This window comes from Enterobacter cloacae complex sp. CDL013, assembly GCF_049238805.1.
GTDB lineage: Bacteria > Pseudomonadota > Gammaproteobacteria > Enterobacterales > Enterobacteriaceae > Enterobacter > Enterobacter hormaechei_C.
In genome coordinates this window covers 16,879-39,054 of record NZ_JBMKGT010000013.1, presented here as the reverse complement: position 1 = coordinate 39,054, position 22,176 = coordinate 16,879, and the positions used below count along the sequence as shown (strand labels likewise).

The 22,176-nt window shown below is 56.2% G+C and carries 19 protein-coding genes; 4 read left to right on the top strand and 15 right to left on the bottom strand.

Annotated elements, in window-relative coordinates:
* Nucleotides 1-98 precede the first annotated feature (98 nt).
* Nucleotides 99-2,048 (bottom strand): glycoside hydrolase family 127 protein, encoded by a 1,950-nt coding sequence (locus tag ACOTXD_RS20980; protein ID WP_061856419.1) that lies wholly within the window; start codon nt 2,046-2,048, stop codon nt 99-101.
* A 10-nt stretch (nt 2,049-2,058) separates the two neighbouring features.
* Nucleotides 2,059-3,459, bottom strand: a complete 1,401-nt coding sequence (locus ACOTXD_RS20975; protein ID WP_126501432.1) for an MFS transporter — start codon at nt 3,457-3,459, stop codon at nt 2,059-2,061.
* A 226-nt stretch (nt 3,460-3,685) separates the two neighbouring features.
* Between ACOTXD_RS20975 and ACOTXD_RS20970 the strand changes: the two genes are divergently transcribed.
* A complete protein-coding gene (locus ACOTXD_RS20970) occupies nt 3,686-4,504 on the top strand; it encodes an AraC family transcriptional regulator (protein ID WP_022652035.1) in 819 nt (272 codons plus the stop codon).
* Here ACOTXD_RS20970 and araD read toward each other — a convergent pair whose 3' ends face one another.
* From araD to yiaK, 8 genes are all read right to left on the bottom strand, one after another.
* Entirely contained in the window at nt 4,505-5,200 is a 696-nt protein-coding gene (araD, locus tag ACOTXD_RS20965; RefSeq protein ID WP_061856421.1) for an L-ribulose-5-phosphate 4-epimerase, read from the bottom strand.
* On the bottom strand, nt 5,194-6,054 hold the full coding sequence (locus tag ACOTXD_RS20960; RefSeq protein WP_022652034.1) for an L-ribulose-5-phosphate 3-epimerase: 861 nt from the start codon (nt 6,052-6,054) through the stop codon (nt 5,194-5,196). Before ACOTXD_RS20960 ends, araD begins: the two co-directional genes overlap by 7 nt.
* Nucleotides 6,055-6,056: 2 nt before the next feature.
* A complete protein-coding gene (gene ulaD, locus ACOTXD_RS20955; RefSeq protein WP_022652033.1) occupies nt 6,057-6,710 on the bottom strand; it encodes a 3-keto-L-gulonate-6-phosphate decarboxylase UlaD in 654 nt (217 codons plus the stop codon).
* Complete coding sequence (locus ACOTXD_RS20950) at nt 6,707-8,212, bottom strand: FGGY-family carbohydrate kinase (protein ID WP_061856422.1); 1,506 nt, start codon at nt 8,210-8,212, stop codon at nt 6,707-6,709. The genes ulaD and ACOTXD_RS20950 overlap by 4 nt, the downstream gene beginning before the upstream one ends.
* Before the next feature lie 92 nt (nt 8,213-8,304).
* On the bottom strand, nt 8,305-9,624 hold the full coding sequence (locus ACOTXD_RS20945) for an MFS transporter (RefSeq protein ID WP_126501435.1): 1,320 nt from the start codon (nt 9,622-9,624) through the stop codon (nt 8,305-8,307).
* 45 nt (nt 9,625-9,669) lie between these two features.
* The gene (locus tag ACOTXD_RS20940) at nt 9,670-10,596 is read right to left on the bottom strand and encodes a DUF4862 family protein (RefSeq protein WP_061856424.1); all 927 of its coding nucleotides are present in this window, start codon (nt 10,594-10,596) and stop codon (nt 9,670-9,672) included.
* A 26-nt stretch (nt 10,597-10,622) separates the two neighbouring features.
* Nucleotides 10,623-11,090 carry a YhcH/YjgK/YiaL family protein gene (locus ACOTXD_RS20935; RefSeq protein ID WP_022652029.1) on the bottom strand — a complete coding sequence of 156 codons (468 nt, stop codon included), beginning with the start codon at nt 11,088-11,090 and terminating at the stop codon, nt 10,623-10,625.
* A 10-nt stretch (nt 11,091-11,100) separates the two neighbouring features.
* Entirely contained in the window at nt 11,101-12,099 is a 999-nt protein-coding gene (gene yiaK / locus ACOTXD_RS20930) for a 3-dehydro-L-gulonate 2-dehydrogenase (protein ID WP_061856425.1), read from the bottom strand.
* Between the two features lie 224 nt (nt 12,100-12,323).
* Here yiaK and yiaJ point away from each other — a divergent pair, with 224 nt between their 5' ends.
* Together yiaJ and ACOTXD_RS20920 are read left to right on the top strand one after the other, a co-directional pair.
* Complete coding sequence (yiaJ, locus tag ACOTXD_RS20925) at nt 12,324-13,142, top strand: IclR family transcriptional regulator YiaJ (RefSeq protein ID WP_015572751.1); 819 nt, start codon at nt 12,324-12,326, stop codon at nt 13,140-13,142.
* Nucleotides 13,143-13,145: 3 nt separating this feature from the next.
* The gene (locus ACOTXD_RS20920; RefSeq protein ID WP_061856426.1) at nt 13,146-13,601 is read left to right on the top strand and encodes a 4Fe-4S dicluster domain-containing protein; all 456 of its coding nucleotides are present in this window, start codon (nt 13,146-13,148) and stop codon (nt 13,599-13,601) included.
* Nucleotides 13,602-13,608: 7 nt separating this feature from the next.
* Here the strand turns inward: ACOTXD_RS20920 and avtA are convergent, their stop codons facing one another.
* Both avtA and ACOTXD_RS20910 read right to left on the bottom strand, forming a co-directional pair.
* Nucleotides 13,609-14,862, bottom strand: a complete 1,254-nt coding sequence (gene avtA, locus ACOTXD_RS20915) for a valine--pyruvate transaminase (RefSeq protein ID WP_421766484.1) — start codon at nt 14,860-14,862, stop codon at nt 13,609-13,611.
* Between the two features lie 191 nt (nt 14,863-15,053).
* Nucleotides 15,054-17,084, bottom strand: coding sequence for an alpha-amylase (locus ACOTXD_RS20910; RefSeq protein WP_061856427.1), 2,031 nt, complete (start codon nt 17,082-17,084; stop codon nt 15,054-15,056).
* 314 nt (nt 17,085-17,398) lie between these two features.
* On the opposite strand from ACOTXD_RS20910, the gene ACOTXD_RS20905 reads away from it, so the two are divergent.
* A complete protein-coding gene (locus ACOTXD_RS20905; protein ID WP_022652025.1) occupies nt 17,399-18,223 on the top strand; it encodes a protein bax in 825 nt (274 codons plus the stop codon).
* Nucleotides 18,224-18,258: 35 nt separating this feature from the next.
* Here ACOTXD_RS20905 and xylR read toward each other — a convergent pair whose 3' ends face one another.
* From xylR to ACOTXD_RS20890, 3 genes are read right to left on the bottom strand one after another with little or no spacing between them, the layout of a single operon-like run.
* Nucleotides 18,259-19,437: a D-xylose utilization transcriptional activator XylR gene (gene xylR / locus ACOTXD_RS20900; protein ID WP_003860152.1), complete on the bottom strand. Its 1,179-nt coding sequence runs from the start codon at nt 19,435-19,437 to the stop codon at nt 18,259-18,261.
* A gap of 33 nt (nt 19,438-19,470) precedes the next feature.
* Nucleotides 19,471-20,652 carry a xylose ABC transporter permease XylH gene (xylH, locus tag ACOTXD_RS20895; RefSeq protein ID WP_003860151.1) on the bottom strand — a complete coding sequence of 394 codons (1,182 nt, stop codon included), beginning with the start codon at nt 20,650-20,652 and terminating at the stop codon, nt 19,471-19,473.
* Nucleotides 20,630-22,171, bottom strand: coding sequence for a xylose ABC transporter ATP-binding protein (locus ACOTXD_RS20890; protein ID WP_015572746.1), 1,542 nt, complete (start codon nt 22,169-22,171; stop codon nt 20,630-20,632). The genes xylH and ACOTXD_RS20890 overlap by 23 nt, the downstream gene beginning before the upstream one ends.
* Nucleotides 22,172-22,176: the final 5 nt, after the last annotated feature.

Here is a 22,176-nt window from a genome sequence, read left to right as displayed (position 1 = left end):
CGGGTTAAAGCCGGGTGGCGGCTTCGCCTTACCCGGCCTACTTTTTACTCCCTCTCCCGTGGGAGAGGGCTGGGGTGAGGGCAACAGGCCGCAGTTATTCAGCTTTCATCCACCCATATCCGCATTTCCCCTTCCCCCCGGTTTGCCCAGCTGAACCACGGAATAAAGGTCAGCGTCCGGGGCTGACGTTCTACCGGTGAGTGGTCGTACTGCCACAGGGCATCAGTGTCCTTCGCCTGACACCCGATCCCTTCTGCCTGTATCAGCATCTTGTGCGCGAAAATGCCTTTGCCTTCAAATACCCGAAACGCGCTGTCCTGGGGCAAAGAAAGGTTATGCAGATTTGCGCCGTTATCGGCTTCTTCCAGGCAGTAAATCAGCGGCCCACGCTGCAATGCGACTTTCCCCGCCTGCTGGCGCACCTGCGGGTTGCCGTACACGCGGCGGACCGGCATCGGTAACGTCAGCGTCAGCGTGTCGCCTTCCTGCCAGCTGCGGTTGAGGTATAAGTATCCACGGGAGACCTCGCCTGTAATGGCCTGACCATTGAGCGAAACAGCCGGTTCCGCACACCAGTCCGGCAGCCTCAGGGCCAGCGTGTGAGTCACCGGAACTGGTGAGGTAATCTCGATTTTCACCTGCTCATGCCACGGATAGTTCCCGTTAATCCGCAGCTGGAGGATGTTATCCCCAACCGGAATGGCGACGTCGTTCCCCACGTACAGGTTGATCAACAGCGCGTCCGGGCGAACGGTATAAATGTAGTGCCCCAGCGAGGTCAGCACGCGCGCAATATTCGGCGGGCAACAGGCGCAGCCGAACCAGCGCTGGCGCACCGGTTTGACGTGGTCATATATATGGTTAAAGGCCAGGGTTTTCGGGTGCACTTCCAGCGAATTCACATAAAAGAAATGCTTACCGTCCAGCGCCATGCCGCCCAGCACCGTGTTGTACAGCGCGCGCTCCATCACGTCGGCGTAGTGGCCGTCCGCCTCCATCTCCAGCATCCGGCGGGCAAACATCATCAGGCCGATGGAGGCGCAGCTTTCGGCGTAGACCGTATCGTTGGGCAGATCGTAATCGCTGCTGAACGCCTCGCCGCTGCTTTGGGAGCCAATCCCGCCGGTGATGTACAGCTGGCGCTGTGCCATGTTGTTCCACAGCCGCAGGCAATCCTGACGTTTCCCCTCGTCGTTGCTCAGGCGCGCCAGATGCGCCATGCCCGCCATCAGATAGACAAAACGCACGGCGTGGCCGATGGCCGTTTGTTGTGCGGCAAGGGGCAGATGCGCCTGGCTGTAGGCTTTGTCCTTGACCATCCACGCCGGGCCATAGGTGTTCCAGTATGACGTTCTGCCGCGCTTCTCGTATTCGATATCGTAGAAGTGAGGCTGCGCGCCGCGTTCCTCAATAAAGTATTTCACCAGATTGAGATAGCGTGGCTCCTGCGTGACGTCGTACAGCCGCATCAGCGCCAGCTCGATTTCCGGGTGGCCCGGATAGCCGTGCAGCTGGTTTTCGCCCGGGCCAAACACGCTGTCGATATGATCCGCCAGCCTGCACACCACGTCCAGCAGGCGGCGCTTTCCGGTTCCCTGGAAATACGCCACACCCGCTTCAATCATATGCCCGGCGCAGTACAGTTCGTGGCATTCGGCCAGATTGGTCCAGCGCTCGGCCGGTGCTTTCACCGTGAAATAGGTATTGAGATAGCCATCTTCACACTGCGCCGCTGCGACCAGCTCGATCACCTCGTCGGCGGTTTTTTCCAGTTCAGCATCCGGCTTCTGGCACAGCGACCACGCCACGGCTTCGAGCCATTTCGCCACGTCGCTGTCCTGAAAGACCATCCCGTAGAACTCCCCCTGTTCCAGACCGGCCGCGATGCGGAAGTTGGCGATGGCGTGGCTGGGTTCGGCCTCTGCCACGCGATCGTTAAGCGCATCCCACTGGTAGGGGATCACCACATCGCGGACCAGCCGTTGGTACTGACCAAGAAACGGGTCGTTGATTTTCAGCTGATGCAGGTCGGCTTCCATTATGGTCATATCGTTCTCCTCAGGACTGTACATGACGCTGGCGCAAATCGGTGGCAATGCGCGACATCACGGGATTGTTAAGCCTGCACCAGCGGATAGCGACCGCCAGCAGCAGGTGGAAAAGGGCAGGGAGCAGCGTCTCCATGGCGGTGATGCCCTGCAATGAGGCGGGCGTCTGGTTACCCGCGCCTGGCTGATAGGCCACGGCAATAAACACCAGGCTGATGATCCCGGCGCTGGATGCCCACGCGAGCTTGATGAAAAACAGATTGAAGGCGAAGTTCATCCCCGAGGAGCGCACGCCGGTTTTCCATTCGCCGTAATCATCGGCAAAGGCCATCAGTGAGAAGTGCAGCGGCAGGGTGAAGCCCAGGATCAAGCCGTTACTTAAAATCACGATCAGCCAGAGCGTCTGGTGCGCCGGGCCACCCGGCAGGAACCACATTCCCACCGCAAGCGCAGCAAGTACCAGGTTGGTGTAGTAGTAGAGTTTGACGGTATCAATCCGCCGCGACAGCGGGCTGACGATCACCGCGCCCAGAATGGCAGCAAAGGTCACCATGGTGAAAAACAGCGAGGTGTACGCCGTGCTGCCCTGAAGCACGTAGGTGATGAAATACATGTATCCGCCGCCGCGAATGTTGAAGACGTTGATCAGCAGAAACGACATCACCAGCATCAGCAGCAGCTGATCGTTTTTCCGCAGGCCAGCCAGGTGCTCGCGCAGGGTGAATTTACCCATCAGCGCAAGCGGGACGCGCTCGCGCACCCAGAAGAAGCAGCACAGGAACATCACCACAGCGATGGCGCACAGCACGCCAACGCCCAACTGATAACCCCGGGCGGTATTGCCCTGTCCCAGCTCTGACACCAGCCACGGCAGGCCAACGGAGACCAGAAAGCCCGCCACGCCGCACAGTACGAAGCGCCAGGACTGGCAGGATATAACCTCGTTGTGGCGGGTGGTCATGGTGTTGATCAGCGCGCAATACGGCACGTTGATGGCGGTATAGCCCACTGAAAGCAACAGATAGGTGCCGAACGCCCAGGCGATTTTCACGCCCATGCTGGCGTCCGGGACGGTGAAGGTCAGCACGCCGACGATCCCGATAGGAAGCGCGACCCACAGCTGCCACGGACGAAAACGCCCCCAGCGGCTCTGCGTGCGGTCGGCAATCACGCCCATCACCGGATCGGAAATCGCGTCAAATACCCGAAGGGCAATAAACAGCGTGCCCACCAGCGCGGGCGTCAGGCCAAATACATCGGTATAGAAAAAGGTCAGGAAGTTCATGATCAGGCAGGTAATTACCGTGCCGCCCGCGTCGCCCAGGCCGTAGCCAATTTTCTCGCGGACTGACAGCCGTTCATCGGCTGCCTGTTTTGCAACTTCTGCGTCTGTAATCGGTGTGGAAGTCATGGGGTAACTCCTCGATAAACGATTTTTTTATCGTATTTGTGCAAGGTACCCCATTTATTCTGCATTCAACGGGCAGACCAACAAGGGAAGGGAAAAGTATAAAAAGGTGACAATTCCGACCTGATGATAAAACTGTGAGTTTGATCGAGCCGTTCTGCTGATATTTATTAATAATCAAGGGATAAAGACAATATTAGCCACCATAAAAGCGGAAAAATGAATATCCATGCTTGAATTATCCATAGCACTTCCGATCAGGGTTCAAAATGGCGGGTTATTTATCTCCCGGGGCGTGGGCCGTCATCCCGCACGAAAATTATCTTCGTGGGAGATAATTTTTGTCGAAAAAGGGACATTAACGATCCAGGAGGAAAATACGCTGTTTGAGGTAAACGCTGGCGAGAGTTTATTACTTTGGCCGAAGCGACGGCATGTCGGCGTGGAAGATTTTCCGGACGATCTCAAATTTTACTGGCTGCATTTTGAGGTGGATGAACGCTTGCCGGTGTTGCCAGGCGCGACGCCGCTGTCGATTGAGCAACACTGTAGCGTGCGGGATCCGCAATATGTTATTGCGTTATTCCGTCAGTTTTTAAGCGAGCAGGAAAAATTACAGCGTAGCCAGGCGCTGGAGATAATTTTGCTGTTAATTTTGCAGCAGATATCGCTCTCGCCGGGATATGAAGATAAAGCGGATGATGCGGGCGCAGCAATGGCGTGGAAGGCCAAGCAGCTTATCCGCACGCACTTTCATTTGCCCCTGTCCACTTCACAGCTGGCGAAAGAGCTGCACTGCAACGCCGATTATCTGGGGCGAGTATTTCGCCGGACGTTTCATTTAACCCTGACGGAGGCAATTCACCGCCAGCGCGTCAGGGCCGCTGAAAAACTGCTGCTGAACGATGCGGCCTCATTAACTGAAGTGGCCGCCCGGTGCGGTTTTAATGACGTGGGTTATTTCCGGCAAATATTCTCGAAACATACCGGGTTAACGCCCGCCGTCTGGAAACGGCGGTACTGTAAAGAGCATATTAATTCTGGATGATCACTGGCCGTAATAGGCATTTGCGCCATGCTTGCGCAGGTAATGCTTATCCAGCAATTCCTGCTGCATAACCGGAAGCTGTGGTGCAAGCTGGCGTGAGAAAAGCCCCATATAGGCGCACTCTTCCAGCACCACGGCATTGTGTACCGCATCGGCAGCGTCTTTGCCCCAGGCAAACGGGCCGTGAGAATGAACCAGCACCGCCGGGACCTGCATCGGGCTTATGTCGCGCTCCTCGAAGGTTTTGATAATGACTTCCCCCGTCTGGTATTCATATTCACCCGCGATTTCAGCCGGGGTCATCAGCCGCGTGCAGGGGATCGCACCGTAGAAATAGTCCGCGTGCGTTGTGCCCCACGCTGGTAAATCCTGCCCCGCCTGCGACCAGATGGTGGCGTGGCGGGAATGGGTATGCACAATGCCGCCAATTTCCGGGTAACGACGATACAGCGAGAGATGGGTCGGGGCGTCGGAGGAGGGTTTTTTACTCCCCTCGACCACTTTACCCGTGGCGATATTTACCACCACCATATCTTCTGCGGTCATCACGTCGTACTCCACGCCGGATGGTTTGATCACCATCATGCCGCTGTCACGGTCAACAGCGCTGACGTTGCCCCAGGTGAACGTCACCAGCTGGTGGGCGGGCAGGGCGAGATTTGCCGCCAGCACCTCGGCTTTGAGTTGTTCTAACATGTCATGCCTCCTTCCTGCATTCGGGCTTCAATCCAGCGGCGCGCCTGGATGATCTCCAGTACCGGCTCTTTGGCTTTCTCGGTCCACATTTCAATCAGAAATGCGCCGCGATAGTTAAGTTGATTCAGCGTGTTAAACACGCCAACGAAATCGACGCAGCCCTCGCCAAACGGCACGTCGCGGAACTGGCCGGGGCTTTTTTCGGTTACGGGCCGGGTATCTTTCAGGTGGATAGCGGCGATGCGGTCAATGCCCAGCGTCAGCTCGGCGGTGACGTCGTTGCCCCACGCGCTCAGGTTGCCGACGTCCGGGTAAACGCTGAACCACGGCGAGGCGAGCATGTCGTCCCACTTTTTCCACTTGCTGATGGAGTTCATAAACGCGGTGTCCATGATCTCTACCGCCAGCATTACCTGTGCGGCGGCAGCCTGCTCCACGGCCCACGCCAGCCCTTCGGCAAAGCGCTGTTGCGTGCCCTCGTCATGCTCCTCGTAGTACACGTCATAACCCGCAAGCTGGATGGTGCGAATACCCAAATCACGGGCCAGCCGGATGGCTTTGGTCATGATCTCGCGGGCACGTTCGCGCACGATTTCTTCGCGGCTGCCAAACGGGAAGCGACGGTGGGCAGACAAGCACATCGACGGGATCGCCACGCCGGTCTCCAGCATCGCTTCCACCAGAGAGGCGCGCTGCGTGGTACTCCATTCAAGGCGCGATAAACGCTCGTCGGTCTCATCCACCGACATCTCCACAAAATCGAAGCCGCAGCTTTTTGCCAGAACCAGGCGCTCCGGCCAGGAGAGATCTTTTGGCAGCGCTTTTTCGTAAATGCCTAACGGATGCTGACGCATGGTTACTCTCCCCAGATGTCGCGGATTTGCGAATGGAATGCCTGTGCCACCTGCGGCGGATTATCGGCGCCAGCCAGCGCGCGACCGGCAATGAAGGCTTTGACGTTGATCTGCTTAAACAGCGGCAGGTCAGCGGGGGTGATACCGCCAGTGATGGAAAGCTGTAGCCCGATATCGGACAGCGCCTTCATTTTGCTGAGATCCGCCTCGCCCCACTGCTGGCCGCTGGCCTGTGCGTCGCGCCCGCGGTGGTATATCGCCTGCTTCACCCCGATGCGGTGCCACGCGCGCGCGTCGTCCAGCGTCCAGTTGCCAAACAGCTCCATCTGGATCTCGCCGCCGCCTCGCAGTGCGACCTCGTGGCCACGTTCAACGGTGGCCAGCGGGGCGGCACAGATGATGGTCATCCAGTTTGCGCCTGCGCCAAACGCCTGTTCAGCCAGCGTTTCTCCGGCATCGGCGACTTTCCAGTCCGCCACGATAATTTTATCCGGACACTGCGCACGCAGGGCGCGAACGGCGTTTAGCCCTTCGGTCAGGCACAAAATGGTGCCAGCTTCGACGATGTCGACGTGCTCGGAAAGCGTCGCGACATCGCGCTGCGCGGCCTGAAGCGAGGTGTGGTCGAGCGCCAGCTGCAATAATGGTCGGCTCATAGGTCGTACTCCTTAACGCGGGCGTGATAGCCCTGTAATGCTGAAATCAGTAGCTGGTAACGGTTATATTTGCGCTGGTAGGCGGCATGGGCACGCATGTCAGGTTCAATCATCCGGATGTCATGCCTGAGGGCGCGCTGAGCGGCGTAAAAATCAGGATAGAGACCTGTACCGACGAGCGCGGCCAGCGCCGCACCGGAACAGCCGGTCTCTTCCACCTGCGGGAGTTCAATCGCCAGGCCGCTGACGTCCGCGAGCATCTGCATCCACACGTCCGAATGGGTTGGGCCGCCCGTCACGCGCAGGGCCTGCACGTGGGGAAAGCGTTCGAGCATACGGTTGAGGTGGGTCATGTGGCTGAATACCACCCCTTCATAAACCGCCTGGAGGAGGTGCGCGCGGGTATGCAGCGCCTGCAAACCATAGAAACCGCTGGTCATCTCCAGCCCGGCGTTGCTGCCGTAGAGGAAAGGCAGGAAGAACACATCGCTTTCAGCTTTTGGCAGGCTGGCCACGGCGTGGTTAATCTCATCAAATGACATATCGCCCCATTGGGCCGTCAGCCATTCCAGGTTGCCGGACGACGTGGGGCTGGCTTCATGAACGATGAACTGCTGCGGATGGACGTAGCGGCCATAGACGTAGGGGAACGGCTCGTTGTCGCGGATGCCGTGGGCAATCCCACTGGTCACGGCCCAGGTCCCCATTACGGCATTCAGCGTATGTTCGTCATGCAGCCCGGCGCAGATCGCGGTGGAAACCACATCAAACAGTCCACCAACGACGGGAGTACCCGCCGTGAGACCGGTCAGTGCGGCTGCCTGAGCGGTGATTTCCCCGCAAATTTCTGCTGAACCGATAATGGACGGCAGGGCACCGTCAATGTCGCTGATGCCGAGCCAGCGCGTGAGCTGCGGATCGTACTGCCCGGTATTCATGTTGTAGAGATTGGATTCCGAGATGTTGCTCTCTTCGCAGCCTTTGACCCCGGTCAGACACCAGCGCAGGTAATCGTGCGCCATCATCACGCTGCCAATTTGCTGATACCGCTGCGGCTCGTTCTCTTTAACCCAGCGCAGGAGCGAGGCCGGATGCCCCGTCCACAGCGTCTGGCGAGTATGCGGATAGAGCTTTTCGGGTATACCGTCCTGCTGCCAGCGTTGCACGATCTCCAGCGCACGGCGATCGGAGGAGAGTATGGCGTTACCCAAGGGGCGATCCTGTTTATCGAGCAGAAACAGCCCCTTGCCCTGGGCTGAAATGCCAACGCCTTTGATCTGACCGCCGTCAGCGCCTGAATTTTTGAGCAGCAGGGCGACCGTTATGTGGCAGTGCTGCCAGAGCTGGTGCATATCCCGCTCGGCGTAGCCGGCGCGTGGGCTGAGCGTGGCCACTGAGTGGCGTTCAATACAGACTTCTTTTCCCTGGCTGTTGTATAAACCGGCTTTCAGATAAGTACCGCCACAATCGATACCCAACCAGAAGGGCTCTTTTTCACTCATCTTCTTCTCGCTTAATTGCCGGGTGCTTCGCTTACCCGGCCTACGGTTCGGTTTTCTCCCTCTCCCCGTGGGAGAGGGCTGGGGTGAGGGCATCAGGCCGCACGTTTATGTGGAGTCACCGTGGGATTAGGCTCTGCTCCGGCATCGCATTTCGCCGGTAACAGCAGGGCCAGCAGCGATGCCAGCGCCAGCGAAACCGCCAGGCAGTAAACGCCTGCGTCTTTGCTGTACAGGGTGATCAGTACGCCTACCGCATAAGGACCGCAGAACCCGCCGAGGTTGCCCAGGGCATTGATCACGCCGCGAGCGCCACCCGCCATCTCAGCGCTGAACAGACGCGCCGGGATAGTCCAGAACACGCCCGCTGCGGATTGCAGGAAGAAGCCACAGCCCACCAGCGCGGTATAGGCCAGCCAGGTGTGCTCTTTCAGCGCCACGGAGAGGAACATGCAGAGCGCAAAGCCAATCAATGGCAGGGAGACAAACAGCTTGCGCTTGCCGGTGCGGTCAGAGAGTGAAGAGAACAGGAACATACCGGCAATGGCGCCGATGTAAGGCAGAATGGCGAGCATTCCCACCTGGCCGATGCTGGTGTGCGTCAGTTCTTTCAGAATGGTGGGCAGCCAGAGGGTGTAACCGTATATGCCAGTCTGGTAGAAGAAGTTGAGGGCGATCAGCTGCCACATGGTTTTATCAGACAGCACCGCGCTGAGCGAGGCGTTTTTCACCTCTTTACCCGCAATGGCCTGCTGCTCTGCCGCCAGCGTTTGTACCAGGTAGTTTTTCTCGGCCTCAGAGATCCAGCGCGCTTCCTGAGGCCGGTCGTAGACGGTGAACGCCCACAGCACCAGCACAACAACGGACATCAGACCTTCAATAATGAACAGCCAGCGCCAGTCGAGAGCGGTAATAATCCAGCCCGACAGCGGGGCGGTGATGATCCCGGCGATGGGCACGAACATGATCACAATCGCGTTGGCGCGGCCGCGCTCGGCATCCGGGAACCAGTTACTGATCATCGTGAGTACAACGGGCAGCATCCCGCCTTCCGCCACACCGAGTAAGAAGCGCAGCACCAGCAGCTGATACTGGTTGGTCACAAGCCCGGTCAGAACCGAGATCACCGCCCAGGCAACCAGCGACCAGCCGATAAACTTCTTACCGCTGCCGTGCACGGCAATTTTGCCGCCGGGAACTTGCAGGAACAAATAGCCGATAAAAAAGATCCCCCCCGCCAGGCCCGCCATCGTGGCGGAAATGCCCAGCTCTTCATCCATACCGCCGGGCATCGCAAAAGCTATATTTACGCGGTCCATATAGGAAATAATGCAGGCGATAAGAATAGGGGGAATGATCCTTAGCCAGCGTTGACGCGGAATGTCCGCGTGTAGAGCATTAGAAGAAATATTCATAGTTAATATCTCAGTGAAGGTAACCGGAAAATGTATTCTTTATTTTTATTGTGATGCTTTATTCATAGCGCTAATGCCGTCGCGCAAAATAGCGATGCGATGGCTGACGTCAGCATTAGCATTTATTTCCAGTAATTTAATACCGGAGAATTTCAATGTTGCGGCGTTCGCCGCAGTAAACAGCGCTTTTACATGTTCAATGGACATGAGACTGTCGGCGCAGAACGAAGAAAACGGCGCGTGCAGATCCTGCCATTCTCCATACTCACCGTGAGGGGTCGTGCCCGAAAACATCAGCGCCCCCAGTTTCCCGGCAGCGAGTGCCGCCTGAACATGTCCCAGCGGAAGGGCGGTGTTGCGACCTTCAATAGCCGAACGTGCCCAGTTGATACAGACGCTGATATCGGTCTCTTTCACTACCTCCAGCACCTGCTCTAAGGGCAAGAACCCTTTACGCGGCGCCGGGCCATTCATCGCATCACAGTGTTCCAGCACCAGATCGCAGCCCCAGTCCCAGCTCGCGATTTCCCGTACCGAGCGGGAAAATGCTTCTGTCGCTTGCTCGACAGATTCATTACCCGCCTGCGGTGCGGCCTGCATTTCCAGAGCGACCACTTTCCCGGGAAAGCGGGTGTTAACGGCATCAATCTTTTGATGCAGATGGCGGTAATATTCAATGCACGCTTTACGCTGTTCTTCGTCCGCGGACGCCAGGCCAAACGCGCCGTTGCTGCCGCGGCGGCGCATGGTTTCCATAACGGCTGTGACAACGATCTGCCAGTTGCCCGGCGTATGACGAAACAGCCATTCATCACCAAACGGATGGAGATTTTCAAGGCAAGGTTGTTCCAGCCCGCGAATATTTGGCGTGTCGGAAAGTTCCCGCCAGAAGGTGTATTCTTCCTGCTCCCCTTTCTGGTGAAACGAGGGTGCGCAGGGGTACGCACCAATAATAAAACCGGTGTTGGTCATTTCGCATTCCTGTATTTATCAGAAAATTAATCTAATTCGCTGATGGCCACTTTCACCACAATTTTACGAATTGCGGATCCCTTGTTTTTAATACAGGCAGGACGGTGAACATCCTGCGGGAAAAATATGGCGTAACTGCCAGGTATCATTTCGATAAACGACTCGTGTTCACTGTCGTGATAAAAAATAATATCCCGTTGCTCCAGCAATGATTCGCTGATTTTGTTATTCCCGGTATCAATAGCAATACCGATTTTTTCTTCACCCCAGGCCAGAAACTGGATATCCAGATAGCGGCGATGGACTTCAGGGCGGTTCTCGTGCTGCTCCTTTGTGGTGAGGTCGAGAACCTGGGCAAAAATGTTGCGGCCTTCAATTTCGATCACGCCAGGTGCCAGGGTGGTGAAATTCGTGGTACGCAGAAAATTAAGCGCCTTTTCTATCGCCAGCGGCAGGCGACATGGATTTGGCTGTGCAATATGTCCGAATATCATGACCCACTCCTTACAGAGACTGGATTTTCGCCCACACGCTGTCGTCGATGGTGATGCCGTCCCGGCGGTTTTCTTCCAGCAGGCGAGTAAATTCATGGCCAGGCAGACGGACGGCGACATTTTCATCAGCGCGTTCTGCGGTGGTGATGAAGTCCATGATGCGCTGTAGTTTGGCATCGCGGGTTGGACCGTCGATCAGGCGATCCACTTCGACGGCGATAAAGATCTGCGATACGCCGTATTCGTCGCTATTGTCCTGGGTCACTTCCGCAACGGACGCGCCGTCAGAGAGCAGGGTGGCGATCATGTCGAGCACAATCGATAAGCCAGAACCTTTCCAGTAGCCCATGGGCAGAATGCGACGGTTTTTCTCAATCACGCCCGGCTCTCTGGTCAGATTACCTTCATCGTCAAAGCCGCCGTCGACCGGTAATTCGCGTTCGGCCAGGCGATTCACCTCCAGCATGCCGTAGGAGAACATCGACATCGACATATCGACCATGGTGATTGGATTCGACGGGATAGCGACGATCAGCGGGTTTGTGCCGATGCAGCATTCTTTTGATCCCCACGCGGGCATCACGGCAATAGAGTTGGTCCAGCAGATGCCGATATAGCCTTTCTCCGCCGCCTGCCAGCCGTAGCTGCCGCCGCGCATCCAGTGGTTCGCGTTACGCAGCGCCACCAGGCCGATCCCGTGATCGGACGCCAGCTCGGTAGCACGGTCCATCATCTTCTTCGCCGTCAGGTTGCCGATGGAACGCTGCGCATCCCACTGTTCGATGGCGCCTAATGTCGTTACGCGTTTCGGCTGGGCGTCAGGGATGATGTCGCCTGCGTCAAGCTGCTGAATAAATCGCGGGAAGCGGTTGACGCCGTGTGAATAAACGCCGGACTCCGTGGTGCGGGCGAACATCTCGGCGCAGGCGTCAGCGGTATCCGCTTTTACACCGCGATCGAGCAGAACCCGATTGAACGCCGCTTTCAACTCTTCGAAGGTCACTTTCATCCCTGTTCTCCTGTTTTTTTAGGGGCAAGTGCGAGTGCTTTTTTATCACTAAATTTCACTATGCGAAATCTGATTTCAAATATAACGATCAAATTTTGTCAGATCAACGACATTCACGTTTTTCAAAATCGATTAAAATCAAATGGTTGTGTTTTTTGTGTTGAGATCGTGAACTAAACCACACTTTGCGCTACCATCAGGGCGCAATAAACAGGAGCTATTTGATGAGCATAAAAGAGAGCGAAATGACGCAAGAAAAAGAGAGGCCAGCAGGTAGCCAGAGCTTGTTTCGCGGCCTGATGCTGATTGAAATCCTCAGTAACTATCCGAACGGGTGTCCTCTTGCGCATTTATCAGAACTGGCGGGGCTGAATAAAAGTACCGTGCACCGGTTATTGCAGGGGTTGCAGTCGTGCGGGTACGTGACGCCAGCGCCGGCGGCAGGGAGCTATCGTTTGACCACCAAATTTATCGCCGTCGGGCAAAAGGCGCTTTCATCTCTCAATATTATTCACGTGGCGGCGCCGCACCTCGAGGCGCTGAACATTGCCACCGGCGAAACGGTCAACTTCTCCAGCCGTGAAGATGATCACGCGATCCTGATTTATAAGCTTGAGCCGACAACCGGTATGCTGCGCACTCGCGCATATATCGGCCAGCATATGCCGCTCTATTGTTCTGCAATGGGCAAAATCTATATGGCGTTTGGTCATCAGGATTACGTGGCGAGCTACTGGGAAAGCCACCAGGAACAGATCCAACCTTTGACCCGCAACACCATCACCGAACTGAGCGCGATGTATGATGAGCTGGCGGAAATTCGCGATCACAGTATGGCGATGGATAAAGAAGAGAACGAGCTGGGTGTGTCATGTATCGCCGTGCCGGTCTTTGATATTCACGGGCGCGTACCCTATGCCATCTCCATTTCGCTGTCGACGTCGCGCATGAAGCAGGTGGGTGAGAAAAACTTGCTAAAACCGCTGCGTGACACGGCGGAAGCTATCTCGAAAGAACTGGGTTTTAACGTGCGCGAGGCGTAACTGATGAACCGATTTATCCTGGCGGATCCTGAAAAATGTATCGGGTGCCGTACCTGTGAGGTAGCGTGCATGATGTCGCATCAAAGCAGCGCCACGCCAGAAGCGCTTACGTCACGGATCCGCGTGGTTAAGGGGGGAACCTTCACTACGGCGGTGGGCTGCCACCAGTGTGAAGATGCGCCCTGCGCGAATGTCTGCCCGACGGGGGCCATTCACCGCGCTGCGGGAGCCTGGCTCGTTAAGCAATCGCGCTGTATCGGCTGCAAAAGCTGTATGGTGGCGTGCCCGTTCGGGGCAATGCAGGTTCGGGTCGTGGAAGATCGCGTTCAGGCGCTGAAATGTGATTTGTGCGCGCATCGCGAGGGCGGTCCCGCCTGCGTCGAAGCCTGTCCCACCCACGCGCTGCGCTGCATAGACCCCGCCAGCTTACGCGCGGAACGGCTGCGTAATCTGGCCTGAGGTTTTATTAACCGGCCTCGCGCCAGGCGTTCTCAATCTCTTCGGCGAGAATTTTCACACCCGCTTCGATTTTTTCCGGGTCCGGGACGTAGTTCATGCGCATGCACTGGTGCGTGTGCGGCCACGGCTTATCCAGCCCCGGGAAGAAGTAACCCCCTGGCACCATCAGTACGCCACGTTTTTTCAGACGCTGATAAAGCAGCTCTGTCGTAATGGGCAGATCCTTAAACCACAGCCACAGGAAAATTGCCCCTTCCGGTTTATGGATCAGGCAGCGTTCTTCCGGTAAGTAGCGGCGAAGGATGGCTATAGTTTCCTGAACACGCTGAGAGTAAAACGGCTTAATCACCTCATTAGACAGGCGCAGCAGGTCGTTACGCCTGATCATTTCGCACATCATCGCCGGGCCGATGCCGCCAGGCGAAAGGCTGATAATGCCGTTCATGTTGGTAATGGCGGTGATGATTTTCTCGTTAGCAATGATAATGCCGCAACGGCTGCCCGGCAGGCCCAGCTTGGAGAGGCTCATGCAGAGGATGATATTCGGGTTCCATAGCGGACGCGCTTCGCTGAAGATGATCCCCGGGAACGGTACGCCATAGGCGTTATCGATCACCAGCGGGATGCCGTGCTGATTCGCCAGCGCATCCAGCTTCATCAGCTCGTCGTCGGTGATCACGTTGCCCGTCGGGTTGGTGGGACGTGATACGCAGATCATGCCCGTCTCTTCACCGATATGCAGATGTTCAAAATCGACGTGATATTTGAACTGGCCCTCTGGCAGCAACTCGATATTCGGACGTGCGGAAACAAACAGGTCTTCTTCGAGGCCGGCATCGGCATAGCCAATATACTCCGGTGCCAGCGGGAACAGCACTTTTTTCGTGGTGCCGTCGGCGCGGCGTCCGGCGAACAGATTGAATAAGTAGAAAAACGCGCTCTGACTGCCGTTTGTCAGTGCAATATTCTGTGGTTCGATATCCCAACCCAGCGCTTCCCGCAGCATTGCCGCCAGAAGCGTCAGTAGTTCTGTTTTACCCTGAGGGCCGTCGTAATTACATAGCGCATCGGTTGCTTTACCGTTTTCCAGCATCTCTGCCAGCAGCGTCTGGAAGTAGGTGTTCATCTCCGGAATTTGAGCCGGGTTTCCGCCGCCAAGCATGATAGCGCCTGGGGTGCGCAGCCCGTCGTTGAGGTCCTCCATCAGGCGGGTAATGCCTGAATGGCGGGTAAATTTGTCGCCGAAAAGTGAAAACGTCATAGCAGGTGATCTGTCGGGCTTAATATGAAAGGCAGTAACCATAACGCCAGCACCGTGTTGGTGCAAATCGGCGGATGTGGTCGGATTTGTTGTTTTATGTGGCGGGTTTGTATTTGTGTGGTGAATTGTTCTGGTGAATGCCCCTCACCCCAGGCCTCTCCCCTTTGGGGAGAGGGTTAGGGTGAGGGGGTCTATTGATTACCCGCCCACACCACCATCACCTTATCGCCCTTGTGCTCGCGCACAAAGCCGTAGCCTTCTTTCATCGACAGCGTTGTTTGCTTGCCTTCACCCACCGCCGTATGACGGGCGCGGAACTGCCCCAGAAGCTGCCAGTGGGCGACAGTTAACGCCTGTTTACCCGTGACGTCCTGCCAGTTCATATCCGAACGGGTTCCCTGTAGCGGATCGGAGCCCGTCGGGCCGAAAGGACGCTCTGATTCATCGCCGTAATAGATCTGCACGCTTCCCGGTGCCAGCAGCAGTAACTCAGCGGCGCGCTGGCCCCCTTCACGGAACAGACGCGTATCATGGGAGGAGAGATAGCTCAGCACATTAAAACTTTGCAGCTTTTCTGCCATTTGCTGCCAGGTCAAATCCATATCGGCCAGGCAGTCCGCCGCTTTTGCCGCCTGCTCCTGATAGTCAAAATTGATCATCGCATCGAAGCCGTGGCGGTAATAATCGCTCTGCATCACGCCGTGGCCCCAGGATTCACCGGTCATCCAGAACGGCGCATCGTCGAGTTTTTTGTCCGGGTTGGCGGCTTTCCACGCGGCCAGCGCCTGGCTGGCCTGGTTTTTCAGTTGCTGCCAGGCTTCAGGCTCAACGTGCTTAGCGGTATCGACCCGGAAACCGTCGATGCCGTAGTCACGTACCCACTGGCTAAGCCAGTGGGTCAGGTAATCTCGCGGCGTGAAATTCGTCATCACTTTCGCGTTGGTGTCGGGCTTGTGTTGATAAAAGTTCGGCAAACCTGACGGGATCTTAGATTCCGTTTTCAGATCCGGCAGGAAGGCCAGCGACATGGTCAGATCGTCAAAGCCCGGGTTGTCATAATCACCGATATCGGTACGGATCCATTTTTTACCCCACCATTTTTCCCATGCGGCTTTGTCACTGAAGTTGATGTAATCGTTGAAGCTGTGCCAGCTTTGACCCGCGCCTGGCTTCCAGTCAGTCCAGCGCTCGCCGAGGGTTTTTTTCAGCTCATCGCCCTGTAAATAGAGCGCGCCAAACTGATATTCCTGCATATCTGCAAGCGTCGCATAACCCGCGTGGTTCATGATAATGTCAAACAGGACGCGGATACCGCGCCTGTGCGCGTCGTCGACAAGCTGGCGTAAATCATCTTCGCTGCCCATGTTGGCGTCGAGCTTCGTCCAGTCCTGAGTGTAATAGCCGTGATAGGCGTAGTGAGGGAAATCCCCTTTGGTGCCGCCGCCCACCCAGCCGTGGATCTGTTCCAGCGGCGAGCTTATCCAGAGCGCATTCACGCCCAGTTGCTGAAGGTAATCCAGTTTGCTGGTAAGCCCTTTCAGATCGCCGCCGTGGAAAGTACCTATCTCCTGCATACCATCTTTATGGCGGCCATAGCTGTTGTCGTTGGTGGGGTCGCCATTTACGAAGCGATCGGTCAGCACGAAATAGACGGTGGCGTTTTGCCAGCTGAACGGCGCGGGTTTGTCCGTCTCGGCGCGTTCAAGCAGCAGCAGGCCATTGCTGTTGGCGGCTGGCTGAAGAGTTACTTTGCCGTTTTGAACGGTCGCGGTCTGTTTGCTGTAAAAATCACGCACCACCGTGCCTTCCGGAAAGGTGTTAACGACATCGATCGTGAGCGGTTTGCCGTCCCACTTCGGGCACTGGCGGGTAACGTTTGCGACAGGCTGTGGCGCCGCACTTTGTACTGTCAACATCAGCGTCGGCGTTCCCGAGCGCGTATCAATACGCATCTGATAAACGCCGTCACGGAATAACCGCCACTGCGGTGGGGCGCCTTCGCAGGGTTTGAGTGACAGCATCTCGTTGAGTTTAATGGCACCTGTCGGCTGCCAGCACGCGTTATCAAGACTCACCGTCAGCGGGCGGGTACCCTTCGCAAGCGTTGCCTGGCTGGTAAAGACGCCGGTACCTTCAGCGCTAAACGCGTTAAATCCCGGCGATGACCAGTCGGCATGCGCGAATGCGGGTAACATCAGAACAGCTAATGCAGTGCGTTTCATTCCATTTTCCTGTCGCGGCATTTTTGACCAGTGTGCCATTCGGCTCAGGGGAAAAACTCCTCCTCTACGGCTTTCTGCAAGGAGGACGCGAAGGGATGAGTGATCCCGCGCAAAATTAGGCAGTTATCTGCGATATCGCGCACATTTTTCCAGCGTTGATGCTTTAATGAGCATGTTCCGGATGACATAGTTTCGGAATTGGACTATTTATAGACGTGCTCTTGAAGACTATTTTTGGTACGATTTGAGATTCCGCTCTCAAATTTTTGAAGAAAATAAGATGTTGGAATGTTTATATCCGACCAGGAGACCTAATGATATCGACTCCCATTCGACGATATGGGGCCGCGATACTCATGTTACTCACCATGGCATTTTCAGGTGAGGTGCTTGCAAAGACGCACACGGATACAACGAGTAAGAAAGCCCACGTAATAAAGACGACAAGCAGTAAGGTTAGCAGTAAACAAGAGTATTCTCGCAATAGTGCAAAGAGTAGTTCACTTCCTGATTTGCGAAAATACCCTTCCGGGACACCAAGGAAAAAAGCGTTTCTCCGGACGGTAATGCCTTACATTAAAAGCCAAAATGCCGCGATTACTGCGGATCGTAACTGGCTGATCTCCAAACAGTACGACAGCCGCTGGTCGCCGTCTGAGCGCACTCGCCTGAAAGATATCGCCAAACGCTATAAAGTGAAGTGGAGCGGGAACACGCGTCGCGTGCCTTGGAACTCACTGTTAGAACGTGTGGACATCATTCCAGGCAGTATGGTCGCGACAATGGCCGCCGCCGAAAGCGGTTGGGGCACCTCGAAGCTGGCGCGCAACAACAACAATCTGTTTGGCATGAAATGCGTAAAAGGTCGTTGTACTAACGCGCCCGGCAAGGTGAAGGGCTATTCACAGTTTGAATCGGTGAAAGATTCCGTGAATGCCTACGTGGTGAACCTGAACACCCACCCGGCCTATTCCTCGTTCCGTAAGTCACGCGCTCAGCTGCGTAAGGCGGATCAGGAAGTGACGGCCACGGCGATGATCCATAAGCTGAAAGGTTATTCCACTCAGGGACAGCGTTATAACAATTACCTGTTCTCCATGTACCAGGATAACCAGCGTCTGATTGCCGCACATATGTAATGAAAAACGCCTTCCACTGGAAGGCGTTCTTTTTTCTAGAGCAGGACTTCACTGTACCGTTCCCGGTACTCCTTCGGCGTGGTGTCATACTCTTTCCTGAACACCGAATAGAAATACTGAAGCGACGGATAGCCACACATCTGTGAAATCTCGTTGATCGACAGCGAGGTGGAGATCAGCAGACTGCGCGCTTTCTCCAGCTTTTCCGCATGGATCACGGCGTGGATCGTCTCACCCACTTCCTCTTTAAACCGCTTCTCCAGATTCGAACGTGATATGCCGACCGAATCGAGCACCTGATCGACCTTAATCCCTTTGCAGGCATGATTGCGAATGTAGTGCATCGCCTGAATCACGGCCGGATCGTTTAATGAGCGGTAGTCAGTTGAGCGACGTTCGACCACGCGAACGGGAGGAACCAGCAGACGCTGGAGCGGCAGGGATTCGTTGTCTAACAGTCTGTGCAGCAGCTTTGCGGCCTGATAGCCCATCTGACGGGTACCCTGAGCCACGGATGAGAGCGCCACGCGCGACAGATAGCGCGTAAGCTCTTCGTTATCAATACCAATCACGCACAGCTTTTCAGGCACCGGAATATGCAAATGTTCGCACACCTGCAATACGTGGCGGGCGCGGGCGTCCGTCACGGCGATAATCCCTGTCTGGGGCGGCAGCGTTTGCAGCCAGTCAGCCAGACGATTTTGTGCGTGCTGCCAGTTTTCTGGCGCGGTTTCCAGCCCCTGATAAACGACGCCGCGATACTTCTCCTGGGCAACCAGCTGGCAGAAGGCATACTCACGCTCCATCGCCCAGCGCTTTCCGCTCGTGGCGGGCAATCCGTAAAACGCAAAACGATGGACGCCTTTCTCCTTTAAATGGAGGAAGGCGGTCTCGACCAGAGCATGGTTATCCGTGGCGATGTAGTGAACGGGAGGATAATGTTCCGGTGTATGATAAGAGCCGCCAACGCCCACGATAGGCACGTCAACGCCACTCAGCAACTGTTCAATCACGGGGTCGTCAAAGTCAGCGATGACCCCGTCGCCCAGCCAGTCTTTGATGTTCTCCAGACGGGTACGGAAATCTTCTTCGATGAAAATATCCCATTCGGATTGCGACGCCTGCAAATATTCGCCAACCCCTTCAACCACCTGCCGGTCATAGGCTTTGTTGGCATTGAATAACAACGTAATGCGGTGACGCTTTTCAAACATGGCTTATTTCCCAAATTAGTCACGATACTGTTATCAGGCGCGCCGCTTGGTGGCAGAGTCCATCCAGACTGCCAGCAAAAGAATGGCACCCTTGACGATATACTGCCAAAACGTCGGCACGTCCATCATACTCATCCCGTTATCCAGCGAAGCCATAATAAATGCGCCCATCACCGCCCCCGCCACGCTGCCAATGCCCCCGGCGAGGCTGGTCCCGCCAATCACGCAGGCGGCGATGGCGTCCAGCTCGGCAATATTACCGGCAGAGGGGGAGCCCGCCCCCAAACGTGAGCTGAGGATCAGCCCCGCGATGGCCACCATCAGGCCGTTGATGGCAAAGACGGCGAGTTTGGTGCGTTCTACGTTAATGCCGGACAAACGCGCGGCTTCGAGATTGCCACCGATGGCATAAATACGGCGACCGAATGCGGTACGCGTGGCCATAAACATCCCACCTAACAGCAACAGCGCCAGCAGCAGAACGGGCGTTGGGACGCCGCGATAATCGTTTAACAGCCAGATGGCGCCCAGTACAATCACCGCAGTAAGCGCCTGACGGCCGACAACCGAGGTTGAAGCAGGCGAGGCCAGCCCCAGCGCCTGGCGACGCATGCGTCCTCGCCATTGCCACGCGACAAACGCCATCAGCCCAACCACGCCGATCGTAAAACCGACGCCATCAGAGAGGTAGCTTTGGCCAATCTGGGACATCGAGGCGCTGGTCGGGGAGACGGTAGTGCCGTTGGTGATCCCAATCAGAATGCCGCGGAAGGCCAGCATCCCCGCTAAGGTGACGATAAACGACGGGACCTTACGGTAGGCCACCCACCAGCCATTCCACGCCCCCAGCAGCAGACCCAGTACCAGCGTGACCGCAATCGTCAGCGGCAGCGGCCAGCCGAGCCAGACGTCAAAAATTGCCGCCACGCCGCCGAGCAGACCCATCATCGACCCTACTGACAGGTCAATTTCCGCTGAGATAATCACAAAGACCATCCCCACCGCCAGGATCCCGGTGATGGCGGTCTGACGCAGCAGGTTAGAAACGTTACGTGCGCTCAAATAGGAGCCATCGGTCATCCAGGTAAAGAACAACATGATCACGATAATGGCGGCAATCATTACAAAAACTTGCAGATTCAGCGATTTAAGTCCTGCGAACGCACCGGGCGTCGGAACAGCGACTTTGATATCAGACGGGTTGCTTTTCGACATGGCGTTCGCTCCTTAAGGCAGCTTCCATCACCTGCTCTTGCGTCAGGTTCTGGTTGTTCAGGTTGGCTTTGAGTTTCCCTTCATGCATGACCAGCACGCGGTCGCTCAGCCCCAGCACTTCAGGCAATTCGGACGAGATAACAATGACGGCAATCCCTTGCTGCACAAGCTGGTTGATCAGCTTGTAGATTTCATACTTCGCGCCGATATCGATCCCGCGCGTGGGTTCGTCCAGAATTAAAATGCGCGGATTAAGCAACAGGCAGCGCGCCAGAATCGCTTTCTGCTGGTTGCCGCCGCTCAGGCGACCTATCGCCAGTTCCGGCGAGGAGGTTTTCACCTTGAGCCTGGCAAGTGACTGAAGAATACACTGCTGTTCTGCGGCATCATCCAGGCTGCTCAGCGCGCCGGAAAACTGGCTGAGCGCCGCCAGCGTGATATTTTTTCCCACCGCCATGACCGGCACGATGCCGTCTTTTTTGCGGTCTTCGGGCACCATAGCAATGCCTTTGGCAATGGCCTGCTGGCAGTTGTCGATTTTTACCGGCTGACCGTCGATATAAATTTTGCCTTCCCAGCGCCCCGGCCAGACGCCAAACAGACACTGCACGGCCTCGGTTCTTCCGGCACCCACTAAACCCGCAATACCGAGAATTTCGCCGCGGTGCAGCGAGAAGGAGAGGTTATCCACGCGCTTGATGTGGCGGTTAACGGGATGCCACGCCGTCAGGTTTTCCACGCGCAGGAGTTCTTCGCCTATGGTGTGTGGTTCGTTGGGATACAGTGCGGTGAGTTCGCGACCCACCATCATGGTGATGATGTCATCTTCGCTCATGCCTTCTGCTTCACGCGTGCCAATGTGCTGCCCGTCGCGGATGACGCAGATGGTGTCGGAAATAGCTTTCACCTCATTGAGCTTGTGCGAAATATAGATGCAGGCGATACCGTGGTTTTGCAGGTCGCGGATGATATTGAGCAGAACGGCGGTTTCCTGTTCGGTGAGTGAGGCGGTTGGCTCGTCGAGGATCAGCAGGCGTACCTGCTTGTTCAGCGCCTTGGCGATCTCCACCAGCTGCTGCTGGCCCAAACCTAAGTCGCCCACGCGCGTATCCGGTGAGATAGCCAGGCTCACCTGGGCCAGCAGTTTTTCGCAGCGCAGCGTCATGGTGTCGTAATCCAGTACGCCGTGGCGTGAGAGTTCGGCGCCGAGAAAAATATTTTCCAGCACGGTAAGGTGCTTCACCAGCGCCAGCTCCTGGTGAATAATAGCGATGCCTTTACGTTCGGTATCGCGAATGTGCGTGGCCTGGAGCACCTCGCCGGCAAAGACGATTTCGCCCTCGTAGCTGCCGTGCGGATAGATCCCGCACAACACTTTCATCAGCGTGGATTTTCCCGAGCCATTTTCGCCGCACAGCGACATCACTTCGCCGGGATTCAGCCGCAGGCTTACGTTATCGACTGCTTTCACCGCCCCGAAGGCTTTGGTGATGCTTTTCATTTCAAGTAAATAAGACATAACTG